Source organism: Inquilinus sp. OTU3971 (genome assembly GCF_038440215.1).
The window spans coordinates 1-22454 of the sequence record NZ_JASATH010000073.1 but is presented as its reverse complement, the minus strand read 5'-3'; the positions used below and the strand labels follow the sequence as shown (position 1 = coordinate 22454).

Sequence of the window (22454 nt, the reverse complement as noted above, 5' to 3'; positions counted from 1 at the left end):
AAGCCTAGCATTGGCGCAGGTCTCTGGAAAGATGCTGAATGAACATCCAACAAGATTTTAATTGAACGTTCATTCAGTACGATGGACAGGAAAGGCCCCGCCATGCCATGCTGGGCCTCGAAATTGCGGCCCCAGAACCGCCGGACCAACGACACAAGGACCCGCTGCCATGACCCGCAGCCTGGCGCGCAGCAACGCGCAATTCCGTCGGGCGTCGACCCGACTGCCCCTCGGCGTCGCCTCCAACTTCCGCTACTGGGGCGACGATCGGACCATCTATGTGAAGCGCGGCCGCGGCGGCCGGATCTGGGACCTCGACGACAACCCCTATGTCGACTACCGGCTGGGCTACGGTCCGGCGATCCTGGGCTATGCCGACCCGCGGGTCGACGAGGCGGCGCGGCAGGGCATGGATATCGGCGGCGTCTTCGCTTTGTCGACCGAGCGCGAATTCACCGTGGCCGAGCGCATCGCCGGGATGATGCCGGCGGCGGAGCTGGTGCGCTTCTCCAACTCCGGCACCGAGGCGGTGATGGCGGCGCTGCGCCTGGCCCGCGCTTACACCGGCAAGGAGGCCTACGTGCTGGTCGAGGGCAGCTATCACGGGCTGTTCGACGCAGCGATGTGGCTGGTGGCGCTGGACAACTGGGATCCGTCCCTGACCGACCACGAGCCGGCGATCATGCCCTATTCCCAGGGCGTGCCGGAGGCGGTGCGGCCGCTGGTGCACCTGACTCCGATGAACGACGCCAACCGGCTGGAGGACCTGCTGCGCCGCCGCTCGCATGAGATCGCGGCGATGCTGATCGAGCCGATCATGGGCAATTGCTGCGGCATCACCGCCGACGTCGCCTATGTCCGCGCCGTGCGCGAGCTGTGCGACCGCTACGGCGTGCTGCTGATCATCGACGAGGTGAAGTCCGGCTTCCGCGTCGCCCGCGGCGGCACGCAGGAGCTGATGGGCGTCAAGGCCGACATCACCACCATGGCCAAGGCGATGGCCAACGGCTATCCGATCGCCGCCATCGGCGGGCGCGAGGACATCATGCGCCGCTATGGCCGCAGCGTCGCCCATGGCGGCACCTACACCGCCCATTCCGTGGCGCTGGCCGCGGCCGAGCGGACGCTGCAGATCCTGGACGAGACCCCGGCGCTGGACAGCATCGCCGCCTATGGCCGCCGGCTGCAGGCCGGGATCCGGCGGATCCTCGACGCCCGCGGCGTGGTCCATTGCTTCGCCGGCCATCCGTCGATGGGCGGGCTGTTCTTCGCCCCGACGCCGCCGCGCGACTATCGCGACTGGAAGCGCTCCGACTACAGCTTCTACGACGCGCTGGCGCGCGAACTGCATGAGGAGGGCGTGCTGTGCGAGCCGGATTCGCGCGAGCCCTGGTTCATCTGCGAGGCGCATGACGATGGCTGCCTGGCCGACACCCTGACGGGCTTCGAGCACGCCGTCGACCGCACCCTGGACAAGGGCGGCGACGACGCGAAGCGGGCCGTGGCACACTGACCGGCAGATCGGGCGGAGACAAAGCCCATGGGGGGAATTTCGACCGGAACGTTTCGCGTTGCCTCTCCCGCTTGCGGGAGATCTTTTCGGAATGACGCTTGTTGTTCTGGACGATCAATTTTCACTCTCCCCCTCCCCTTGCGGGAGGGGGTAGGGGGAGGGGTTTTGCGCCGTCAGGACGGCTCTCGAACGATCATCGAACCTGACAGTCGTCCTGGATACTCCACGCTACATCCCTTCATCGGCAGCCCCCTCCCCCTACCCCCTCCCGCGAGGGGAGGGGGAGGATGGAAGGCATGGGCCGGCCCAAATGAAGAAGGTCTGAAGACGTCCCGCCACGTGGGAGAGGCAACGCGCTCTGCTTCCCCCGCCAACTGCGCTGCGATCCCATGAAGACCTGGGACGTCATCGTCGTCGGGGCTGGGCACAACGGGCTGGTGGCGGCCGGCTATCTGGCCCGCGCCGGGCTCGAGGTGCTGGTGCTGGAGAAGAACGACTGGGTCGGCGGCGCCGCGGTCAGCCGGTCGCTGCACCCCGGCATCCTCTATTCCAACTGCTCCTATGTCTGCAGCCTGCTGCGGCCGGAGATCATGCGCGACCTGGAGCTGCCGCGGCACGGGCTGCAGGTCATCCCCTATGAGGGCGGCGCCGTGTTCACCCGCGACGGCGACGCGCTGGCGACCTACCGCCAGCACGACGCGCACCGGCGCGAGATCCAGCGCTTCTCGCTGCGCGACGCCGAGGCCTATGACCGCTACTCCGCCGACGTCACCCGGCAGTGCCGCTTCATCCGCCCGCTGCTGCTGCGCACCCCGCCGGACCCGGCCTCGCTGCGGCCGCGCGACCTGCAGGAGCTCTTATATCTCGGCCGCCGCTTCCACGACCTGACCGAGATCGAGATGGCGGACACCATCCGGTTCTGGACCATGAGCATCGCCGAGTTCCTGGACGAGTATTTCGAGAGCGAGGTGGTGAAGGCCAGCTTCGCCCTGTCCGGCATCATCGGCACTGCGCTCGGCTCCTGCTCGCCCGGCTCGGCCTATGTGCTGCTGCACCACTACATGGGCGATGTCGACGGCGCCACCGGGGCCTGGGGCTTCGCCCGCGGCGGCATGGGCGCGATCACCCAGGCCATGGCCGGGTCGCTGCGCGCGGCGAAGGGCGAGATCCGCACCGGCGCCGCGGTCGACCGCATCCTGGTCGAGAATGGCAAGGCCGCCGGCGTGGTGCTGGCGGGCGGCGAGGAGATCCGCGCCCGGCAGGTCGTCTCCAACCTCGACGTCAAGCGCACCTTCCTGACGCTGGTGGAGGAACAGGCGCTGCCGGCGCCGTTCGTCAAGCGGGTGCGCGCCTTCAAGATCCGCGGCTCCTCCGGCAAGGTGAACATCGCGCTGGACGCCCTGCCCCGCTTCCCGGCGCTGCCCGAAGGGTCGCCCTGCCTGCGCGGCGACATGCATTTCACCGACAGCGTCGAGCGGATGGAGCGCGGCTATGACGACTGGAAGGCCGGGCGCTGGTCGGCCGATCCCTTCCTGGACATGATGATCCCGACCACGCTGGACCCGACCATGGCGCCGCCGGGGAAGCACTTCATGAGCTGCTTCGTCCAGTACTGCCCGCCGAAGGTCGAGGGCCGCGACTGGACCGATGCCGACCGTGACGCCTTCGGCAAGACCGTGATCGACCAGATCGCCGAATATTCCCCGGGCTTCCGCGACCTGATCCTGCATGCCGAGATCCGCACCCCGCGCGAGCTGGAGGCCGAGGTCGGGCTGACCGAGGGCAACATCTTCCAGGGCGAGCTGACCTTCGACCAGATCCTGTTCAACCGGCCGGTGCCCGGCTATGCCCAGTACCGGTCGCCGGTGGCGGGGCTGTATATGTGCGGATCGTCCACCCATCCCGGCGGCGGGGTGATGGGCGCGCCCGGCCGCAACGCGGCGTCGGAGATCCTGCGCGACCTGAAGCGCCGGCCCGCCGTGATGAGCGACGCCTATGACGTCCTGTGACGCCATCGTCATCGGCGGCGGCCATAACGGCCTGGTCTGCGCCGCGCTGCTGGCGAAGAAGGGCCGCAAAGTGGTGCTGCTGGAGGCGGCCGAGGAGATCGGCGGCGCCGCCCGCACGGTGGAGTTCGCGCCGGGCTTCCGCGTCTCCCATGTCGCGCATGTGCTGAACCAGCTGCATCCGGAGGTGATCCGGGCGCTGGACCTCAGGCGCCACGGCCTGGCCCTGGCCGCGACCAACATCCCGACCACGGCGCTGGCGGCCGATGGCCGGCATCTCACCCTGCACGGCGCCTTCGGCGAGCGGCTGGCGGGCGACCTGCCGGCCGGGGAGGCGGAGGCCTGGGCCGCGCTGCGGACCCGGCTGCTGCGCTTCGCCGGCGCCTTGCAGCCCTTCCTGGCGCAAGTCCCGCCCCGGCTGCGCGGCGGTGGTCGCGGCGACGCCCTGGCCCTCGGCAAGCTCGGCTGGGCCATCCGCCGCCTGGGCCGCGAGGAGATGCGCGAGTTTCTGCGCATGATCCTGATGGACGTCGCCGATGTGCTGGAGGAGGAGCTGTCGGATTCGCTTCTGATGGGCGCCGTCGCCTTCGACGCGGTGCTGGGCACCCATCTCGGCCCCCGGTCCCCGACCTCGCTGCTGGCGCTGCTGCACCGGCTGGCCGGGCAGGCCGACGGCGTGCCGGCGGCGCTGGCCCTGCCGAAGGGCGGCATGGGCGCGGTCGCCGCCGCCATCGCCGCCGCGGCGCGCGCCGCCGGGGTCGAGATCCGCACCCATGCCACCGTGGCGAAGATCCTGGTCGAGGCCGACCGCACCGTCGGTGTCGCCCTGGCGGAGGGGGCGGAGATCCGGGCGCCGGTCGTCATCTCCGGTGCCAATCCGCGCACCACCTTCCTCGACCTGCTCGGCCCGCGGGCGCTGGATGCCGGCTTCGTCCGCCGCATCGGCCATGTCCGCATGCGCGGCAACGCCGCCAAGCTGCATCTGGCGCTGGACGGGCTGCCGGACGGGCTGGACCCGGCGCTGCTGGCCGGGCGGCTGGTGATCGCGCCCGGCGTCGACGCGGTCGAGGCCGCCTTCAACCCGGCGAAATACGGCGAGGCCTCGCCCGAGCCGGTTCTAGAGGCGGTGATCCTGTCCCTGACCGACCCGTCGCTGGCCCCGGCGGGAAAGCATGTCATGTCGGTGGTGGCGCAATACGCCCCGGCCGGGCTGCGCGGCGGCTGGGACGCCGGCGGCCCGGAATTCCGCGGCCGCACCCTGGCCGTGCTGGAGCGGCATCTGCCCGGCCTGTCGGCGCGGGTGCTGGCGGAGGAGCTGCTGACCCCGGCCGATCTGGAGGCGCGCTACCGCATGCCCGGCGGCCATTGGCACCATGGCGAGCTGGCGGTCGACCAGATGATGATGCTGCGCCCGGTGCACGGCGCCGGCCAGTACGCGACGCCGGTGCCAGGCCTCTATCTCTGCGGCGCCGGCAGCCATCCCGGCGGCGGGGTGATGGGCGCCGCCGGCCTGAACGCCGCGCGCCGCATCCTGGCGGAGGCCCGCTGACATGCGCCGCCCCCTGCCCCGCGACCATTTCCGCAAGCCGCTGCTTGAGACGCCGTTCCACCCGCGCCTGGCGGCGCTGATGCAGGCCGAGGACTGGTACAATTGGGGCGGCTATGTCTCCGCCCGCAGCATCCGCGACGCCGAGCAGGAATACTTCGCCATCCGCAACGCCGCGTCGCTGTTCGACCTGACGCCGATGGTGAAGTACCGCATCGCCGGCCCCGAGGCCGAGGCCTTCCTGGACCGGCTGACCGTGCGCGACGTGTCGAGGCTGGCCGTCGGCCGGGTGCACTACACCTGCTGGTGCGACGACGAAGGCCATGTGCTGGACGACGGCACGCTGTTCCGGCTGGGACCGGCGGAGTTCCGGCTGTGCTGCCAGGAGCGGCACCTGAACTGGCTGCTCGATTCCGCCATCGGCTTCGAGGTCGAGGTGGCCGAGGAGACCGAGCAGGTGGCCGCCCTGGCGCTGCAGGGGCCGACCAGCCGCGCCCTGCTGACCCGCGCCGGCTTCGACGGCATCGAGACGCTGAAGCCCTTCCAGATCCGCGACGTCCATCTCGACGAGGGCCGGGTCACCGTGTCCCGCACCGGCTTCACCGGCGACCTGGGCTACGAGCTGTTCGCCGAGCCCGAGGCGGCGCTGCCGCTATGGGACCGGCTGTGGACGGCCGGTCCATGGCACGGGCTGCAGGCGATCGGCTTCGAGGCGCTGGACCTGGCGCGGCTGGAGGCCGGCTTCATCATCGCCAACAGCGACTTCATCACCGCCGAGACCGCGATCCGCGTCGACCGCCGCCGCACCCCGGACGAGATCGGGCTGGGCTGGCTGGTCGACGGGAAGAAGGCGGCCTACTGGACCGGCAAGCGCGCCATCCTGGCCCAGCGCCGCGACCGGTCGGCCCGCTGGTGCCTGGTCGGGCTGGACATCGACGGCAACGTCCCGGCCGACCACGCCATCGTCTACCACAAGGGCAAGGCAGAGGCCGGGCAGATCAGCGCCGCCGCCTGGTCGCCCTCGGCCAAGCGCAACATCGCCCTGGCCTCGCTGCGCCGGCCCTATGGCGACACGGTGAAGGACGACCTCTGGGTCGAGATCTATGCCCTGCGCGAGCTGGTCTATCACAAGCTGATGGTGCGGGCCCGGGTGGTAGACCGCCCCTTCTACGACCCGCCGCGGCGCCGGGCCACGCCGCCAGCCGAGACCTGACCATGGCGCCGCACCGGCTGGACCCATTGCTGCGCCCCCGCTCGATCGCGGTGGTCGGCGCCAGCGCGCGGCCCGGCTCGGTCGGCCAGGTGATGCTGCGGCAGCTGGTCGAGGGCGGCTTCGCCGGCCCGGTGCATCCGGTCAACCCCAAGGGCGGGACGCTGCAGGGCCTGCCCTGCCTGTCGTCGATCGCGGACCTGCCGGAGCCGGTGGAGCACGCCGCCTTCTGCCTCGGCGACGAGACCATCGTCGAGGCCTTCGCCGCGGCGCTGCGGCACGGGGTGAAGGCCGCGACCATCGTCGCCCCGCTGGCCGACCCCGCCCTGCGCGAGCGCATCCGTGCGATGGCGATCGAGGCCGGGGTCGTGCTGTGCGGCGGCAACGGCATGGGCTTCTACAACTTCACCGACCGGGTCCGGCTATGCGGCTTCGCCACCCGGCCGGACCATGTGCCGGGCGGCGCCGTGCTGCTGACCCATTCCGGGTCGCTGTTCACCGCTTTGGTCGATGCCGAGGCCCGGATCGACTACGCCCTCGCCGTCTCCTCCGGCCAGGAGCTGACCACCACCCTGGCCGACACTCTCGACTTCGCCCTGGACCAGCAGGAGACCCGCGTGGTCGGGCTGTTTCTGGAAACCGCGCGGGACCCCGATCGCTTCGTCGCGGCCCTGGCCAGGGCCAAGGCCCTCGGCGTGCCCGTCGTGGCACTGAAGGTCGGCCGGACGCGGGAGAGCGCGGCCCTGGCGCTAAGCCATTCCGGCGCCATCGCCGGCGACCACGCCGTCTACGATGCGCTGTTCGAGCGCTTTGCGGTCGGCCAGGTGCGGTCGGTGGACGAGCTGGCGGCGGCGATGATGCTGCTGCCTGTCGCGGCCAATCTCGGCCCCGGCGGCCTGGCCAGCACCCATGACAGCGGCGGCGAGCGCGGGCTGATGGTCGACCTGGCGGCGGCGGCCGGGGTGCGCTTCGCCGACCTGTCGCCCGAGACGGTGGCCCGGCTGGAGGCGGCGCTGGATCCCGGCCTGCCGCCGGTCAACCCGCTGGACCATTGGGGCACCGGCCGCAACTACCCGGCCGATTTCGAGGCCTGCTTCCAGGCGCTGATGGCCGACCCGGACACCGCGCTGGGCGCGCTGGCGCTGGATCGCTCGGTCGGCGGCATCGTCACGCCGCTGTATCTCGAGATCGCCCACCGGGCCTGGGCGGCCAGCGGCAAGCCGGTGGTGATCGTCTCGAACCACCAGGGCAGCGGCAGCGACCCGGCGGCCGTGGCCTCGACCCGCGCCGGCGTGCCGGTGCTGGACGGGGTGCCGGCCTTCCTGCGCGCCTGCCGCCTGACCTTCGACCGGCGCGACGCCGCCGCCCGGCCGCCGATGCATCCGCCGCAACCCCCGGCCAGCGCGGTGGAGCGCTGGCGCCGTCGGCTGACGGACGGACATGCCGTCACCGAGGCCGAGGCGCTGCGCCTGCTCGCCGATTTCGGGCTGACGGTCACGCCCTGCGCCATGGCGAAGGACGAATCCGAGGCAGTCGAGGCCGCCATTCGCATCGGCTTCCCGGTGGCGTTGAAGACCGCCGGCGCGGCGCACAAGACCGATGTCGACGGGGTGCGGCTGGGCCTGGCCGACCCCGTGGCGCTGCGCCAGGCCCATCGCGAGATGGCCGTGCGGCTTGGCCCGCGCGTCGTGGTGGCGCGGATGGTCCGGGACAAGGGCGTGGAGATGATGCTGGGGCTGCAGCGCGACCCGGATTTCGGTCCGGTGGTGGTGATCGGCTTCGGCGGCATCCATGCCGAGATCCTGCAGGACGCCGCCTTCGCCCTGCCGCCCTTCGACGCCGCCGAGGCCCGGCGGCTGATCGACCGGCTGCGGCTGCGGCCGCTGCTGGACGGCGCCCGCGGCGCCCCGGCCGCCGACATCGACGCCATGGCCGAGACGGCGGCACGCTTCTCCGCCCTCGCCGCCGCGCTGGGCGACCTGGTCGCGGCGATCGACGTCAACCCGATCCTGGTCCTGCCCCACGGCGCCGTCGCCGTCGACGCGCTGGTGGTGGGACGGTGCCCCTGAGAAGAGGCGCCGGCCGGCTCACCAGCGATGGCGACCCCGGCCGCGATAGCCCCAGCCGTCGTTGCGCCAGCGCCGGCGGCGCCAGCCGTCATCGTAGTCGTCATCCGAGGCCGCTGCGGCGATGGCGAGGCCGCCCAGCGCCAGCACGCCCACGGCCAGCGCCGTGTTGGTGTCCTGCTGCTGCCGCTCAACCTGCGCCTGGTAGGACAGCTGGCCGAGCGCGTTGCAGGCATAGGGGTCGCCATAGGAGCAGCGCTGCGACGCATAGTTCAGCTGCATCTCTGACGGAGTCGGCCCGCAGGCCACCAGCAGCGCCAGGGCGCCGATCCCGCCGACACGCCACACACCGGACGTCAGAACACCGGTCATCGCGTCATCTCCTGCCGACCCCCGATCGGCCAGTGGCGACGCTGACTCCGAATTGAAGCAAGAATATGGTGGTATGCTGCCCCTCAGGCCGCCTGCTCGGCCACCTCCGCAAAGGCCCGCAGGACGCCGGTCCAGCCCCCGTCGGAATCGAGCGAACGCCGTGCCGCCTCTTCGGCCTCGCCGAACTTCTCGATGTCCCGGTGCTCGAGCTCGATCCGGGTGACCCCCTCGGATTCGGGCAGGAACAGGATTTCCAGCGCGGTCTCGAAACCGGGGTCGAAGCGCCATTCGCCGGTGAGCTGCCACGCCAGCAGCACGCGGCCCGGCGGCTCCCAGGACACCACCCGCCCCCAGTTGCATTCGCTGCCGTCGACCGCGCGCTCATACCAGCGGCCGCCGGCCCGCGGCTCCATCACCACATCGGCGCGCGGCGCCTTCAACAGGCTGTGCGACGGCGGCCACCACCGGCCCATGCCGGCGGTGAAGACGTCGAAGGCCTTCTGCTGGCCGGCCTTGATTTGCAGGCTCCTGCGGATCGGTGCCGGCTTGATGCCCAGGGTCATGTGTCTTCCTCCCGTTCGGCTTCTGTCTTGAATGCTTCCAGGGCGTGGCCCCAGAGCTGGTCGAGCCAAGCGCGCAGCGGCCCCAGCCCGGCCGGATCGATCTGATAGACCCGGCGCGTGCCGTCGGCCCGGTCCACCACCAGCCCGGCGGATTTCAGCACGGCGAGATGCTGCGACACCGCCGGCCGGCTGACCGGCAGGCCGCTCGCCAGCTCGCCCACCGCCTGTGGCCCGCGCGCCAGCCGCTCGAACACGATCCGCCGGGTGGGATCGGCCAGCGCCGCCAGGGCCCTTTCTTCGTTAGCCATGACTTACGGTAAGCAGATGCTTACGCGGAGTCAACCGGCCGCGTTCGAACATCCTCCCTCTTCCCTCGAACATACAGTGATGTACTGTACCGGCAGGATCGGGAGACGCCGGGGCAACCGGCGGAGGCGGACGGATGCAGCGATATTCCTTCCTGTCGCTGGCGCGGAAGGCGCTGGGCGGCCATCGCGGCTGGGAGCCGGCATGGCGCAAGGCGACGCCGAAGAAGAGCTATGACGTCGTCATCGTCGGCGGCGGCGGGCACGGCCTGGCCACCGCCTACTACCTGGCCCGCAACCACGGCATCACCAATGTCGCCCTGGTCGAGCGCGGCTGGATCGGCGGCGGCAATGTCGGCCGCAACACCACTGTGGTGCGCTCGAACTACCTGCTGCCGGACAACCAGCATTTCTACGAATGGTCGCTGAAGCTGTGGCACGAGCTCAGCGAGGACCTGAACTACAACGTCATGTTCTCGGCCCGCGGCTCGATGTTCCTGGCGACTTCGCTGGGCGGCGCCATGGCGCTGCGCCGCCGCGGCAACGGCATGCGCCTGGCCGGCATCGACGCCGACTGGCTGGAGCCGGACGATCTGCGCCGGATCGCGCCCAACCTCGACTACTCGGACCATGCCCTGTTCCCGCTGTACGGCGCGCTGATCCAGCGCCGCGGCGGCACCGCCCGGCACGACGCCGTGGCCTGGGGCTTCGCCCGCGCCGCCAGCGATCTCGGCGTCGACATCATTGAGGATTGCGAGGTGCTGGATTTTCAGCGAGAGGGCGAGCGCGTGACCGGGGTGATGACGGCCAAGGGCCCGATCTCCGCCGACCGGATCTGCCTCGCCACCGCCGGCTCCGCCTCGATCCTCGCCGGCAAGGTCGGGCTGAAACTGCCGATCGAGAGCCACCTGCTGCAGGCCTTCGTATCGGAGGGGCTGAAGCCGGTGGTCAACCAGGTCCTGTCCTGGGGCGGCAGCGGCCATTTCTACATCAGCCAGTCCGACAAGGGCGGGCTGGTCTTCGGCGGCGACCTCGACGGCTACAACTCCTACGCCCAGCGCGGCAACCTGCCGGTGGTCGAGGACATCGCGACGGCCGCCATCGCGCTGATGCCGAACCTGTCGCGCACCCGCATCCTGCGGCACTGGGCCGGGGTGATGGACATGTCGATGGACGGCAGCCCGATCATCGGCCTGGCGCCGATCGACGGGCTCTACCTGAACATGGGCTGGTGCTATGGCGGCTTCAAAGCCATCCCCGGCTCCGGCTGGGTCTGCGCCCACACGATTGCCAATGGAAAACCGCACGAGCTGAACCGGCCCTTCGCGCTCGACCGGTTCGAGCGCGGCCGGATCATCGACGAGAACGGCGTCGGCCCGGTCGCGAACCGGCACTGAGGAGCAGACATATGCGAATCCCCTGCCCCTGGTGCGGCCCGCGCGACCTGTCCGAGTTCTTCTATGGCGGCGATGCCGAGACGCCACGCCCGCCGCATGAGGAGACCGCGGCGGCGCCCTGGTTCGACCATGTCTACCGCCACGACAATCCCCGCGGCGCGCACCGGGAGTACTGGCAGCACAATTACGGCTGCCGGTCCTGGATCCTGGTCACGCGCGACACGCTGACCCATGAGATCACGGCGGCCGAGCCGCTGCGGCGCCCGGCGGCGGGGGGCGGCCGATGACCTCGCATCGCCTGGCCCAGGGCGGGCTGATCGACCGGTCGGCGCGGCTCGGCTTCAGCTTCGACGGACAGCGCTACGAGGGCCATCCCGGCGACACGCTGGCCTCGGCCCTGCTGGCCAACGGCGTCCGGCTGGTCGGGCGCAGCTTCAAGTACCACCGGCCGCGCGGCGTCCTGTCCGCCGGGTCGGAGGAGTCGAATGCGCTGGTCGAGCTGCGCACCGGCGGGCGGCACGAGCCCAACACCCGCGCCACGATGGTCGAGCTGTATGACGGGCTGGTGGCCAACAGCCAGAACCGCTGGCCGTCCCTGAGCTTCGACGCGCTTGGCGTGGTCAACAGCGTGCTGGCCCCGGTCTTCCCGGCCGGCTTCTACTACAAGACCTTCATGTGGCCGGCCTCGTTCTGGGAACCGGTCTATGAGCGGATCATCCGCCGCGCCGCCGGCCTCGGCACCGCGGCCACGGAGACCGACCCCGACCGCTACGAGCGCCGCCACGCCTTCTGCGACGTGCTGGTGGTGGGCGGCGGCCCGGCGGGCTTGAGCGCCGCCCTGGCCGCGGCCGATTCCGGCGCCCGGGTGATCCTGTGCGACGAGGCCGACCGCTTCGGCGGCGGCCTGCTGGGCGAGGACGAGCCGGTCGAGGGCCGCCCGGCGGCCGATTGGGTGGCCGACCGGCTGGCGGCGCTGCAGGGCGTCGGCGACCGCGTGACGCTGGTGCCGCGCGGCACCGCCTTCGGCCTCTACGACCATGGCACCGTCGGGCTGGTCGAGCGCGTCGCCGACCATCTGGCCGAGCCGCCGCCGCACCTGCCGCGCCAGCGCTTCTGGACCATCCGGGCCGCAGCGATCGTGGTCGCGGCCGGCGCGATCGAGCAGCCGCTGGTGTTCCCCAACAACGACCGCCCTGGCGTGATGCTGGCGGGCGCCGCGCATCGCTACGCCCATCGCTATGCCGTCGCCCCGGGCAAGCGGGTGCTGGTGGCCGGGATCGACGACGGCGCCGCCCGCACCGCCCTGGCGCTGAAGCGCCACGGTGTCGAAATCGCCGGGCTGGTCGACAGCCGCGCCGCCCTGCCCGGCCCGCTGGTGGAGCAGTTGCGCGCGGCGGGGATCGCGGTCCATGCCGGATCGACCATGCGCGGCGCCAAGGGCCGGCTGGGCGTCGAGGGCGCCCGCATCGGCCGGGCCGGCGGCCAGGGCAAGACGGTCGCGATCGACTGCGACGCCATCGCCATGTCCGGCGGCTGGATGCCGACCACGCATCTGCTGAGCCAGCGCGGCATCCGCCCCCGGCTCGACTGGACCCGCGGCGGCTTCGTGCTGCCGGATCTCGACGGCCCGCTGCTGGCCGCCGGCGCCTGCGCCGGCCGCGCCTCGACCGAGGCGGCGATCGCCGACGGGCTCGCGGTGGGGGTGCAAGCCGCCCGTTTCGCCAAGAGCCATGGCGCCAATCCCAAGAGAGTCCCCCCTCCCCTCGCGGGAGGGGGCAAGGGGGAGGGGGCTGGTGCCGCCGTGACAGGATCGGCCGGATCGAGCCTGGCCTCGACAACCCCCTCCCCCTACCCCCCTCCCGCAGGGGGAGGGGGGACTAGAATGGAGCTCCTGGACCGCCCCGCCCCCGCCCCAGCCACCGCGCCCCAGGTCGCGGACCCGCAGGTCGGCGGCAAGGCCTTTGTCGACTTCCAGAACGACGTCACCGCCGCCGACATCCGGCTGGCCGCGCGCGAGGGCTACACCTCGCCCGAGCACATGAAGCGCTACACCACCCAGGGCATGGCCACCGACCAGGGCAAGACCTCGAACGGCCCTGCCCTCGGCATCCTGGCCGATGCCCGCCACCTGCGGCCGGGCGAGCTGGCGGCGCCGACCTTCCGCCCGCCCTACACCCCGGTCGCCTTCGGCGCCATCGCCGGCCGGTCGGTCGGCTGGCACGCCTACCCGACCCGGCGCCCGCCCTTCCACGAGATCCAGCGCGCCGACGGCGCCGTCTTCATCCGCTCCGGCGGCTGGCTGCGGCCGCACTACTACCCCCGGCCGGGCGAGAGCCTGGGCGAGGCGTCGCTGCGCGAGGCCCGGTACGTCCGGTCCCGGGTCGGGGTGTTCGACGTCTCGACCCTGGGCAAGGTCGACGTCTCCGGCCCCGACGCCGCCGCCTTCCTGGAGCGGCTCTACGTCAACCGGATCGAGACGCTGCCGGTCGGCCGCTCGCGCTACGGCATCATGCTGCGCGACGACGGCATCGTGCTGGATGACGGCACCGTCACCCGGCTGGCCGAGGACCGTTTCTACGTCACCACCACCAGCGCCAAGGCACATGACGTGGTGCGGATGATGGAGCGGCTGACCGAGGTCGACTGGCCGGAGCTGCGCGTGGCGGTGACCGAGCTGACCGAGGCCCGCGCCGCCCTGGCCCTGACCGGGCCGGACGCTCGCCAAGTGCTGGCCCGGCTGGTCGGCGATGCCGCGGACGTCTCGAACGACGCCCTGCCCTTCATGGCGGTGCGGGATGTGGTGCTGGAAGGCCTGCCGGTCCGCATCCTGCGCGTCAGCTTCACCGGCGAGCTCGGCTACGAGCTGCATATCGAGGCGCAGCACGCCCACGCCCTGTGGCACCGGCTGATCGCGGCCGGCGAGCCGGTCGGGCTGCAGCGCTTCGGGCTGGAGGCGCTGGAGCTGCTGCGGATCGAGAAGGGTTTTTTGACCGGCGCCGAGATCAACGGCCAGGTCACCTTGGCCGATCTGGCGCATGAGCGCTTCGCCAAGCGCGAGGGGCACTACATCGGCAAACCGATGGCCCAGCGCGAGGGGCTGGCCGACCCGAACCGGCCGCGGCTGGTCGGGCTGGTGTCGGAGGATGGCGAGCCGCTGGTCGCCGGGGCCCATCTGGTCGAGGGCGGCATGTACCGTCCGAACGAGCCGACCCAGGGCCACGTCACCTCGAGCTGCATCGGCCCGGTGACCGGGCTGCCGATTGGCCTCGGCTTCCTGGCCCGCGCCAAGGAGCGGATGGGCGGCACCATCTTCGCCACCGACCCGCTGCGCGGCAGCCACATCAAGGTCCGCGTCACCGAGCCCTGCATGTATGACCCGAAGGGGGAGCGCGTCCGTGGCTGAGACCCTGCTCAATCCGATCGAGACGCTGTCGACCCTGGATGCCGACGGCCTGAGCTTCCGCCCCTGGCGCCCCGCCGCGATCCTGCAGCTCGCCGCGTGGAGCGAGGAGTCCGCCGCCGCGTTGGCGACCTGGGAGCGCGGCGTGTTCGGCGCCGCCGTCGCCGAAGCGGGAGCCACGCTGACGGCAGGCGGGCTGCGGCTGTGGCCGGTCGCCCCCTGGCGCCGGCTGCTGATCGCCGAGGCGGAGACGACCCTGCCCGACCTGCCGGCGGAGGTCGCCGCGGTGCCCTGCACCGGCGGCTTCGTCGGGTTGCGTCTGGACGGGCCGCGGTCGCGCGACCTGCTGGCCAAGCTGGCGGCGGTCGACCTGCATCCGGACATGCTGGCCGAGGGCGACTTCGCCACCGCCCGGCTTGAGCATGTGCGGGTGCATCTGCAGCGCGCCGGGGCCGACGCCTTCGACCTGCTGCTGCCGGTCTCCTATGCCGAGTTCACCCTCGGCGCCCTGGCCGACGGCGCGCTGGAGTTCGGCGCCCGGATCGACCTGCTGCACCGCCCGACCCCGCCCCAGGAATCGCCGCGGGCGTTCAGCCTGAAGTAGGCCGGCGCCGGCCGCTTAGGCGAAGGATTTGACCGCCTCTTCCTCGGTACCGTGGATCTCGAACACGGTGCCGAGCCGGGCGATCGCCAGGACCTCCTGGACCTTGGGCTGAACCGATGCCAGCTTCAGCTTTCCGCCGCGGTCGGACACCGCAGCGTGGCTGCTGGCCAGCACGTTGATCCCGGCCGAATTGAGGAAGTCGGTCCCACCGAGGTTCAGCAGGATCCTGGTCGCGCCGCCGTCGAGCGCTTGGCGCACCGCATCGCTCAGACCAGGATCGCCGTCGCCGGTGACGAGCCCGCCGACGACATCCACGATGGTGACCCCGTCGCGGGCTCGGGTGGTGATCTTCGCCATGATCTTTCCTTTCCTCTGGTGTCAGTGATTCGGGCTGGGCGGGGCCCCGCCCAGCCGCCGGCGCAGGGTGGCGACTGTGCCCCCCATCATCCCGGGTCCATGGCCGACCTCGTCCATCAAGGCCCGCATGAGCAGGAGGCCCCGGCCGCCCGGCCGAGCCAAGTTTTCCGGCAGCAGCGGATCGGCGACCCCGGCCGGGTCGAAGCCGGCGCCCCGGTCCGCGACGCGGATGACGAGGTCTTCGCCGTCGCAGGCGAGCTGGACCTCGACCGGCCGGCCGGGATCACGGCGGTTGCCGTGGATGATGGCGTTGATGACCGCCTCATATGTCGCCAGGCCGATACGGTGGCAGGCGTCGTCGTCGAGGCCCAGCTGCCGGAGCGCCGCGTCCAGCCGGGCCTGGACAGTGCCCATCGCCTCCAACCGGCTGGGGATCGCGAGATCGAGCAGCACGTCCTGCATGGAAAGCCTATGATCGACAGGGGTGACGATGGCGTGAACTTCGCCCCTGATGTCGACGCCATTGGTCATATCCGACCATCGGCGAATAGGAATTGCAACTTGCAAACCGAATTGTTCGGCATTTTCATTTTTCATAAATGAGAATAAAATCTATATTATCGAAATTCGACCTCATAGCTGGATATTCTTTTGCTGGAGTTATTCCGGCGGGCTTGGCATGGACAGGCCCAGAGCCGCAATTTTCTCCAAGCCGCCGCCGCCCGGCACGGCCTAATCCAGGACTCCCCGACACCACCGGAGTCCTCGCCATGCCCGCCTTCCCGTCCCTGACCGCCGCCCTGTTCGCCGACGGCCCGGCGCCGGACCGCACCGAGAAGATGGGCCTCTATGGCTGGCTGATCGGCGACTGGGAGATGGAGACAAAACTGTTCGCCGAGGACGGCACCGCCACGCCCGGCCGCGGCGAGATCCATTTCGGCTGGGTGCTGCAGGGCCGCGCCATCCAGGATGTCTGGATCCTGCCCGGCGCCTTCTTCGGCACCACGCTGCGCATCTACGATCCCGGCCTCGATGCTTGGCACATCCTGTGGCACGACCCGCTGAAGCAGTACTACACGCGGCAACTCGGCCGGGCCGAAGGGCGGGACATCGTCCAACTCGGCAAGGACGAGAGCGGCGCGACCATCCGCTGGAGCTTCCGCGAGATCACGCCCGATGCCTTCGTCTGGCGGGCCGAGCGGTCGCCCGACGGCGAGCGCGACTGGCGCCTCTTGGCCGAGTTCCGGGCAAGGCGGGTCCCAGGGGCTGGCCGCATGCCCGGTTCCGGCTAGATTGCTTCCGTCCCCGCAACCCGGAGAGGCCTGCGATGACGGAAGACGAACGCGCGATCCGCGACCTGGTCGAGACCTGGATGGCGGCCAGCAAGGCCGGCGACACGGCGACCGTCCTCAGCCTGATGTCGGATGACGTCGTCTTCATGGTCCCCGGCCACGAGCCCTTTGGCAAGGAGGCCTTCGCCGCTGCCTCCGCCGGCCAGTCGGAGTTCCGGATCGACGGCCGGGGCGAGATCCACGAGCTGCAGGTCCTGGGCGACTGGGCCTGGCTGCGCAGCCATCTCGACATCACCATGATCCCGCCGGTCGGCCAGCCGGTGCGGCGCACGGGCTGGACCCTGACCATCCTGCACAAGCAGCCGGACGGGCGCTGGCTGCTGACCCGCGACGCCAACCTGCTGACCGTGCAGCCGGCCGCGACCGGAGAAGCCGAGCCCCCGTTGATACCAGAGACGTATCAAAGCGAGTAGAAGCGATATTTGATCGATCAGACGCGGAGTTCCAAACAGGACCGGAGCCCACCAGCCCGGAGGAAACCGTGTCCGTCCTGCGCGCATCCCGAGCCGCTGTCCTGGCCGCCGCCCTTGCCGCGGGTCCGGCCGAGGCGGCCGCCGATCTCGTCCGCGAGGAGCTGCGGGCCACGACCGCGGACGGGATCGGCATCCGCATCCGCGAGGTCCGGCCCCGTGCCGGCGCTGCCGGAGAACCGATCATCCTGGTGCATGGCGCCCGCGTGCCGGGGATCGCCTCCTTCGACCTCGACTTGCCCGGCGGCTCGCTGGCCGGGGACCTGGCGGAGCGGCTGGGCCGCACCGTCTTCATCATGGATGCCCGCGGTTATGGCGGCTCCGACCGGCCGGCGGCGATGGACCGCCCGGCCACGGAGAGCCGGCCGCTGTCCCGCGCCCATGAGGTGGTGCGCGACATCGACGCCGTGGCCCGCGCGGCGGCGGAGCGCACCGGCTCGGACACGGTCGCCCTGATCGGCTGGGCCACGGGCGGGATGTGGTCGGCCTGGTACGCCTCGCTCTGGCCCGAGCGGGTCGGCCATCTGGTGGTGCTGAACGCGCTCTATGGCGGCGCCGACCGCCACCCGACCCTTGGCCCCGGCTCGCCCGCCGCCGATCCCGACCATCCGGACCGGCTGAGCCCCAGGATCGGCGGCTACACGCTGAACACCGAAGCGGCGCTGTTCCCGTCCTGGGACCGCACGATCCCGGCGACGGACAAGGCGAGCTGGCGCGACGCGGCCGTCGCCGCCGCCTATGCCCGGGCGGCGCTGGCCAGCGACCCGGCCGCGGACACGCGCGATCCCCCGGCCTTCCGCGCCCCGGCCGGCGCCACCGAGGACAGTTTCCTGCAGGCCGGCGGCCGCCGGCTGTTCGATGCCGGCTCGATCACCGCCCCGGTCCTGCTGGTCCGCTCCGAGCATGATTTCTGGAGCCGGCCGGAGGACATGGCCGCCTTCGCCCATGACGCGATGCGGTCCGAAGGCGTGCGCAGCCTCACCCTGCCCGGCGCCACCCATTACGTGCATCTCGACCGCCCCGGGCGCGGCCGGGATGCTATGATCGAGGAGATCGTCGCGTTTCTCGGACAGGAGACGGATCAGTAGGCCAGCCGGCCGAACATATCGTCGAAGGGCATCATCACATGCTCGCGGTAGGCCGGCCGTTCGGCCAGGCGGGCGTACCAGGCGCGGACGTTCGGCACCGGAGGCGTCTCCAGCCCCATGCCGAAATAGCGGTACAGCACGGTGCCGGCCGGGATGTCGGCCAGGCCGAAGCTGTCGCCCGCCAGGAAGGGCCGGCCGGCCAGATGGTCGTCGAGCAGCGCGAAATGGGCGGCGCAGGCCGCCTGCTTGCGGCCGATCAGCTCGCGGTTGCGCTCGGCCTCCGGCGTCCGCCAATGGCCCCAGAACAGGTCCATGAAGTCGCGCTGCAGCGTCGCCAGCGACCAGTCCATCCAGCGGTCGGACAGCGACCGCTCGGCCGGGTCCGCCGGCCACAGCCGGCCGTCGCGGGCGGCCAGGTAGCGCAGGATGCTGTGCGATTCCCACACCACCGTGCCGGCGTCGTCGATCACCGGCACCCGGCCATGCGGATTCCTGGCGCGGAAGGCCGGGTCGTCCAGCCCGCCGAAATCGCCGCCGGCCGGGACATGCTCATGCGGCAGCCCCAGCTCGCCGACCAGCCACATCACCTTCTGCACGTTGAAGGCGTTGCGCCGGCCCCAGATCGTCAACATGGTCCCGATTCCTTGAACGGTCGTCCGGTCAATACGTCGTCATAGATCGTCAGATAGCGCAGCCGCTCCGGCCGCGGCTCGCGGAAGGCCATGGCGTAGTAGCCGATCTGGTGGAAGTAGCTGACCCGGGTGCGGATCAGCGCCTCGTCGCCTTCATAGCCCATCTGGTCGAAGGCGCGGCGCAGCAGGCCCATGCGGTGGTCGTCGGCGCCCTGCACCGCCCGCGCCACCTCCTTCGAGGCGCGGCCCCAGTCGCGCACCGCCATGTCCAGCGCCGGGCTGAACGGGTCCTCGTCGACCCAGACGTTGCGGAAGGCGCGGAACAGCGCCGTCCCTTCGAGGTCGATACGACCTTCGAGCGCTTCGAAGGGCGCGCAGTTGCGCCGGCGCCATTCCGCCAGCAGCGCCGCCAGCAGGTCCTTTCGGCCGTTGAAGTGAAAGTAGAAGCTGCCGCGCGTCACCTTCAGCGACGTGGCCAGCCGGTCGACCTTGACGCTGGCGACGCCACCCTTCTCCAGCACCTTCAGCGCGGCGCGAACCCAGTCCTCGCGGCTCAGCGTCCGGCGGCCGTTTCCCGCCTCCGCCGTCGCTTTGCTGTTCTTCGCTGTCGCCAATGCGTCCGTCCTCGATCGGTACCGGCTGTAGCCTTGCGTCACCAGCCAGATGCCGCCCCCACCCTGTATGCCTGCTGCAGGCAAGGCAAGAGGGGAGCCGGCCCGGACGCCGCGTCGGAGAACGAGCCCGCCATGTCCCATCCACCGATCGACCCGAAATCGGTCGCCGGGAAGACCCCGGAGGTCGAACGCCATGTCCAGCTTCTCGTGATCGGCGCCGGCCCGGCCGGCATCGCTGCGGCGGCCGAGGCGGCGGAGCGCGGGCTGGAGGTGCTGCTGGTCGACGAGAATCCGGTCGACGGCGCCCTGATCGGCATGGATGTGCCGCTGCATTTCGGCGGCCGCGCCACCGCCGCGGTGAACACGCCCGGCCGGCTGCTGGAACAGATCCTCGAGTCCTCGCCGGAGCTGGCCGACCTGTTCGACAAGGGCGTCGAGGTGCTGCTGCAGACCACGGTCTGGGGCCTGTTCGCCAACGCCCCCGGGGTGCAGTGGATGCCGGGCCCCGTCGCCGGCCTGGCCGACACCGACCGGTCCTGGCTGGTCGGCTTCGACCGCGTGGTGGTGGCGGCAGGGCGGCGCGACCTGGGCATGTCCTTCCCGGGCTGGGATCTGCCCGGGGTGATGGGCGTGACCGCGGCGCACCGGCTGATCGCCGGCTATGACGCCTTCGCCGGGCGGCGCCTGCTGATCCTGGGCACCGGCGCCGAGGCGCTGGATCTGGCGCTGACGGCGCTGGGCCGCGGGCTGGAGGTGGCGGGTCTAGTCGAGGTGGCGGACCAGCCGGTCGGCCCCGCCGCGCTGGTCGAGGCGGTGCAGGCGCATGACGTGCCGGTGCTGACCGGCCATGTGATCAAGGCGGCGACGGGGAATGTCGAGGGCGTGACCACGGCGACGCTGGTCAAGGTCGACAGCGGCCTGTCGCCGGTGCTGGGCAGCGAGCGCGACATCGCCTGCGACACCGTCGCGCTGGGCATCGGCACGGTGCCGAACATCGAGCTGCTGGCGGCGCTGGACGCCAAGCTGGTGCACGACCTCGACCGCGGCGGCCATGTGCCGGTGACCGACAAGGACGGCCGCACCGCCCTGCCCTTCGCCTATGCCGTCGGCGACTGCGCCGGCATCCATGCCGCCAAGTCGGTCGACGCTGCGGTGGCGCGGCAGGAGGGCCGGGTGGCGGCCATCGCCGCGGCCGCCTCTTTGGGCAAGGCCGCCGAGGCCGACGCGGCGGCCGCCCGCGCCGGGCTGGCGCAGCCGGTCCAGGGCCAGGGCGGAAGTGAGATGACCGGGCGCATGACCTGGCTGAAGGCGCTGCTCAACACCGGCGGGCTCGACGTGCTGGTCTGCCAGTGCGAGGAGGTCAGCCGCGGCGAGCTCCTGGACATCAGCCCGCCGCGCTATCTCGAGCGCCGGTCGAACAAGATGGGCACGCGGTCGCTGACCACCCTCCTGGAGGACGGCCCGGTCAACCAGGACCAGGTCAAGCGCCTGACCCGCGCCGGCATGGGGCTGTGCCAGGGCCGCCGCTGCCGCGAGCAGGTGGCGATGCTGCTGGCCCTGTCCTCCCGCGTCGATGTCGGCCAGGTGCCGCTGGCCAGCTACCGCCCGCCGGTGCGGCCACTGCCGCTGAAGGTGCTGTGGCCGCAGGACGAGGCCGCGGTGGTGCGGCAGGAATGGGATTCCTGGTTTGGCATCGAGAGCCAGTGGCTGCCCTGGTGGGACATCCCTATCGGCGAAGCGAAACAGGGCTGAGGCGGAGGGCGGATCATGGCAGAGACAAGGAACGGCGCCTCGGTCGTCATCATCGGCGGCGGAGTCACCGGGCTGAGCGCCGGCTGGTGGCTGGCCCGCGGCGGCGTCGACGTGCTGGTGCTGGAGAAGGGCATCGTCGGCTGGGAAGCCTCGGGCCGCAACGGCGGCGGCTGCACCCATCCGCAGAGCCCGCTGTTCCCGGAGGAGCAGCGGCTGTGGCCGCAGATGGACGAGCTGCTGGGCTATCCGACCGAGCACCAGCAGCGCCGGCTGAAGATCGTCCTGCACGAATCCGACGTCGAGTTCATGCTCGGCTGGGTCCGCATGGGCGAGAAGCAGGGCTTCCACTACGAGACCCTGGACGGCAAGCAGATCCGCGAGCTGGCGCCGTTGGCCGGCGACACGGTCGAGCGCGGCTACCTGCTGAACTATGGCGGCCATGCCAACCCGCAGCGCACCAGCCAGGCCTATGCCTGGGCGCTGCAGGACCATGGCGGCCGCATCCTGCAGCATTGCACCGTGACCGGCTTCGACACCGCCGGCGGCAAGGTGACCAAGGTCCGCACCGACCGGGGCGATTTCGGCTGCGACCATGTGGTGATCGCCGCCGGGCCGCAGACCGGCCTGCTGGCGGAGATGCTGGGCGTCGACCTGCCGGTCGCCTCCGGCCGGGCCGAGATGATCGTGACCGAGCCGCTGCCGGCGATGCCGATGAGCGGGGTCGACGGCAATGGCCTGTACGGCCGGCAGACGCTGCGCGGCAACCTGGTCTATGGCGGCGGCCCGCATGAATGGCTGCCCCCGGTCGGCCTCGCGACGCCGCCGAAGCCGTCCAGCCCGCTGCTGCGCAACATCGGCCGGCGGCTGATGGAGCTGTTCCCGAAGGCCGCCCATGTGCGGATGATCCGCAGCTGGTCCGGCGTGATCGAGAACACGCCGGACGGGCGCGCGGTGATCGACCGGATGCCGGGCTTCGACAATGCCATCGTCGCCACCATGTCCAGCGTCGGCTTCGGCCTGTCGCCGGCCAGCGGCCACGCCATCCGCGACCTGATCGTCGACGGCACCTGCAGCTTCGCCGACCTGTCGACGATACGCCTCGACCGCTTCGCCGGCCTGCCCAAGGACTGGCGCGAAGCCCAGGGCTGGCTGCCGCCGGTCGCGGCTTGAAACGGAGAGGCCCGCCCCCCCCCCCCCCCCCCCCCCC

The 22454-nt window shown here is 71.4% G+C and carries 21 protein-coding genes; 14 read left to right on the top strand and 7 right to left on the bottom strand.

The window, feature by feature from the left end:
- Positions 1 to 169: 169 nt before the first annotated feature.
- From AAHM41_RS19020 to AAHM41_RS19000, 5 genes are all read left to right on the top strand, one after another.
- Positions 170 to 1513 (top strand): aspartate aminotransferase family protein, encoded by a 1344-nt coding sequence (locus AAHM41_RS19020; protein WP_342238143.1) that lies wholly within the window; start codon positions 170 to 172, stop codon positions 1511 to 1513.
- Between the two features lie 389 nt (positions 1514 to 1902).
- Entirely contained in the window at positions 1903 to 3522 is a 1620-nt protein-coding gene (locus AAHM41_RS19015) for a phytoene desaturase family protein (RefSeq protein WP_342238142.1), read from the top strand.
- Positions 3509 to 5068: a phytoene desaturase family protein gene (locus tag AAHM41_RS19010; protein WP_342238141.1), complete on the top strand. Its 1560-nt coding sequence runs from the start codon at positions 3509 to 3511 to the stop codon at positions 5066 to 5068. The genes AAHM41_RS19015 and AAHM41_RS19010 overlap by 14 nt, the downstream gene beginning before the upstream one ends.
- Before the next feature lies 1 nt (position 5069).
- Positions 5070 to 6278: an aminomethyltransferase family protein gene (locus AAHM41_RS19005; protein WP_342238140.1), complete on the top strand. Its 1209-nt coding sequence runs from the start codon at positions 5070 to 5072 to the stop codon at positions 6276 to 6278.
- A 2-nt stretch (positions 6279 to 6280) separates the two neighbouring features.
- Positions 6281 to 8344: an acetate--CoA ligase family protein gene (locus tag AAHM41_RS19000; protein WP_342238139.1), complete on the top strand. Its 2064-nt coding sequence runs from the start codon at positions 6281 to 6283 to the stop codon at positions 8342 to 8344.
- Between the two features lie 18 nt (positions 8345 to 8362).
- On the opposite strand, the gene AAHM41_RS18995 is transcribed toward AAHM41_RS19000, so the two are convergent.
- The 3 genes from AAHM41_RS18995 to AAHM41_RS18985 all read right to left on the bottom strand — a co-directional run bounded on the left by AAHM41_RS18995 (position 8363) and on the right by AAHM41_RS18985 (position 9584).
- Positions 8363 to 8713, bottom strand: a complete 351-nt coding sequence (locus tag AAHM41_RS18995) for a hypothetical protein (RefSeq protein ID WP_342238138.1) — start codon at positions 8711 to 8713, stop codon at positions 8363 to 8365.
- Positions 8714 to 8796: 83 nt separating this feature from the next.
- Complete coding sequence (locus tag AAHM41_RS18990) at positions 8797 to 9276, bottom strand: SRPBCC family protein (protein WP_342238137.1); 480 nt, start codon at positions 9274 to 9276, stop codon at positions 8797 to 8799.
- Positions 9273 to 9584: an ArsR/SmtB family transcription factor gene (locus tag AAHM41_RS18985; RefSeq protein ID WP_342238136.1), complete on the bottom strand. Its 312-nt coding sequence runs from the start codon at positions 9582 to 9584 to the stop codon at positions 9273 to 9275. The genes AAHM41_RS18990 and AAHM41_RS18985 overlap by 4 nt, the downstream gene beginning before the upstream one ends.
- 134 nt (positions 9585 to 9718) lie before the next feature.
- Between AAHM41_RS18985 and AAHM41_RS18980 the strand changes: the two genes are divergently transcribed.
- From AAHM41_RS18980 to AAHM41_RS18965, 4 genes are read left to right on the top strand one after another with little or no spacing between them, the layout of a single operon-like run.
- Positions 9719 to 10978: a sarcosine oxidase subunit beta family protein gene (locus tag AAHM41_RS18980; RefSeq protein WP_342238135.1), complete on the top strand. Its 1260-nt coding sequence runs from the start codon at positions 9719 to 9721 to the stop codon at positions 10976 to 10978.
- 11 nt (positions 10979 to 10989) lie between these two features.
- Positions 10990 to 11265, top strand: a complete 276-nt coding sequence (locus tag AAHM41_RS18975; RefSeq protein ID WP_342238134.1) for a sarcosine oxidase subunit delta — start codon at positions 10990 to 10992, stop codon at positions 11263 to 11265.
- Positions 11262 to 14381 carry a 2Fe-2S iron-sulfur cluster-binding protein gene (locus AAHM41_RS18970; RefSeq protein WP_342238133.1) on the top strand — a complete coding sequence of 1040 codons (3120 nt, stop codon included), beginning with the start codon at positions 11262 to 11264 and terminating at the stop codon, positions 14379 to 14381. The genes AAHM41_RS18975 and AAHM41_RS18970 overlap by 4 nt, the downstream gene beginning before the upstream one ends.
- On the top strand, positions 14374 to 14982 hold the full coding sequence (locus tag AAHM41_RS18965) for a hypothetical protein (RefSeq protein ID WP_342238132.1): 609 nt from the start codon (positions 14374 to 14376) through the stop codon (positions 14980 to 14982). Before AAHM41_RS18970 ends, AAHM41_RS18965 begins: the two co-directional genes overlap by 8 nt.
- A gap of 15 nt (positions 14983 to 14997) precedes the next feature.
- Here AAHM41_RS18965 and AAHM41_RS18960 read toward each other — a convergent pair whose 3' ends face one another.
- Together AAHM41_RS18960 and AAHM41_RS18955 are read right to left on the bottom strand one after the other, a co-directional pair.
- Positions 14998 to 15339 carry an STAS domain-containing protein gene (locus tag AAHM41_RS18960; RefSeq protein ID WP_342238131.1) on the bottom strand — a complete coding sequence of 114 codons (342 nt, stop codon included), beginning with the start codon at positions 15337 to 15339 and terminating at the stop codon, positions 14998 to 15000.
- A 21-nt stretch (positions 15340 to 15360) separates the two neighbouring features.
- Positions 15361 to 15870: an ATP-binding protein gene (locus tag AAHM41_RS18955; protein WP_342238130.1), complete on the bottom strand. Its 510-nt coding sequence runs from the start codon at positions 15868 to 15870 to the stop codon at positions 15361 to 15363.
- Between the two features lie 239 nt (positions 15871 to 16109).
- Between AAHM41_RS18955 and AAHM41_RS18950 the strand changes: the two genes are divergently transcribed.
- The 3 genes from AAHM41_RS18950 to AAHM41_RS18940 all read left to right on the top strand — a co-directional run bounded on the left by AAHM41_RS18950 (position 16110) and on the right by AAHM41_RS18940 (position 18249).
- Complete coding sequence (locus tag AAHM41_RS18950; RefSeq protein WP_342238129.1) at positions 16110 to 16631, top strand: hypothetical protein; 522 nt, start codon at positions 16110 to 16112, stop codon at positions 16629 to 16631.
- 35 nt (positions 16632 to 16666) lie between these two features.
- Complete coding sequence (locus tag AAHM41_RS18945) at positions 16667 to 17104, top strand: YybH family protein (protein ID WP_342238128.1); 438 nt, start codon at positions 16667 to 16669, stop codon at positions 17102 to 17104.
- Positions 17105 to 17172: 68 nt separating this feature from the next.
- Positions 17173 to 18249: an alpha/beta fold hydrolase gene (locus tag AAHM41_RS18940; RefSeq protein ID WP_342238127.1), complete on the top strand. Its 1077-nt coding sequence runs from the start codon at positions 17173 to 17175 to the stop codon at positions 18247 to 18249.
- Here the strand turns inward: AAHM41_RS18940 and AAHM41_RS18935 are convergent.
- Positions 18243 to 18881, bottom strand: a complete 639-nt coding sequence (locus tag AAHM41_RS18935) for a glutathione S-transferase family protein (protein WP_342238126.1) — start codon at positions 18879 to 18881, stop codon at positions 18243 to 18245. The genes AAHM41_RS18940 and AAHM41_RS18935 overlap by 7 nt on opposite strands.
- Positions 18875 to 19495 carry a TetR/AcrR family transcriptional regulator gene (locus AAHM41_RS18930; RefSeq protein ID WP_342238125.1) on the bottom strand — a complete coding sequence of 207 codons (621 nt, stop codon included), beginning with the start codon at positions 19493 to 19495 and terminating at the stop codon, positions 18875 to 18877. The genes AAHM41_RS18935 and AAHM41_RS18930 overlap by 7 nt, the downstream gene beginning before the upstream one ends.
- Positions 19496 to 19627: 132 nt before the next feature.
- Here AAHM41_RS18930 and AAHM41_RS18925 point away from each other — a divergent pair, with 132 nt between their 5' ends.
- Positions 19628 to 21247, top strand: coding sequence for an FAD-dependent oxidoreductase (locus AAHM41_RS18925; protein ID WP_342238124.1), 1620 nt, complete (start codon positions 19628 to 19630; stop codon positions 21245 to 21247).
- A 15-nt stretch (positions 21248 to 21262) separates the two neighbouring features.
- On the top strand, positions 21263 to 22417 hold the full coding sequence (locus AAHM41_RS18920; protein WP_342238123.1) for an NAD(P)/FAD-dependent oxidoreductase: 1155 nt from the start codon (positions 21263 to 21265) through the stop codon (positions 22415 to 22417).
- Positions 22418 to 22454 lie beyond the last annotated feature (37 nt).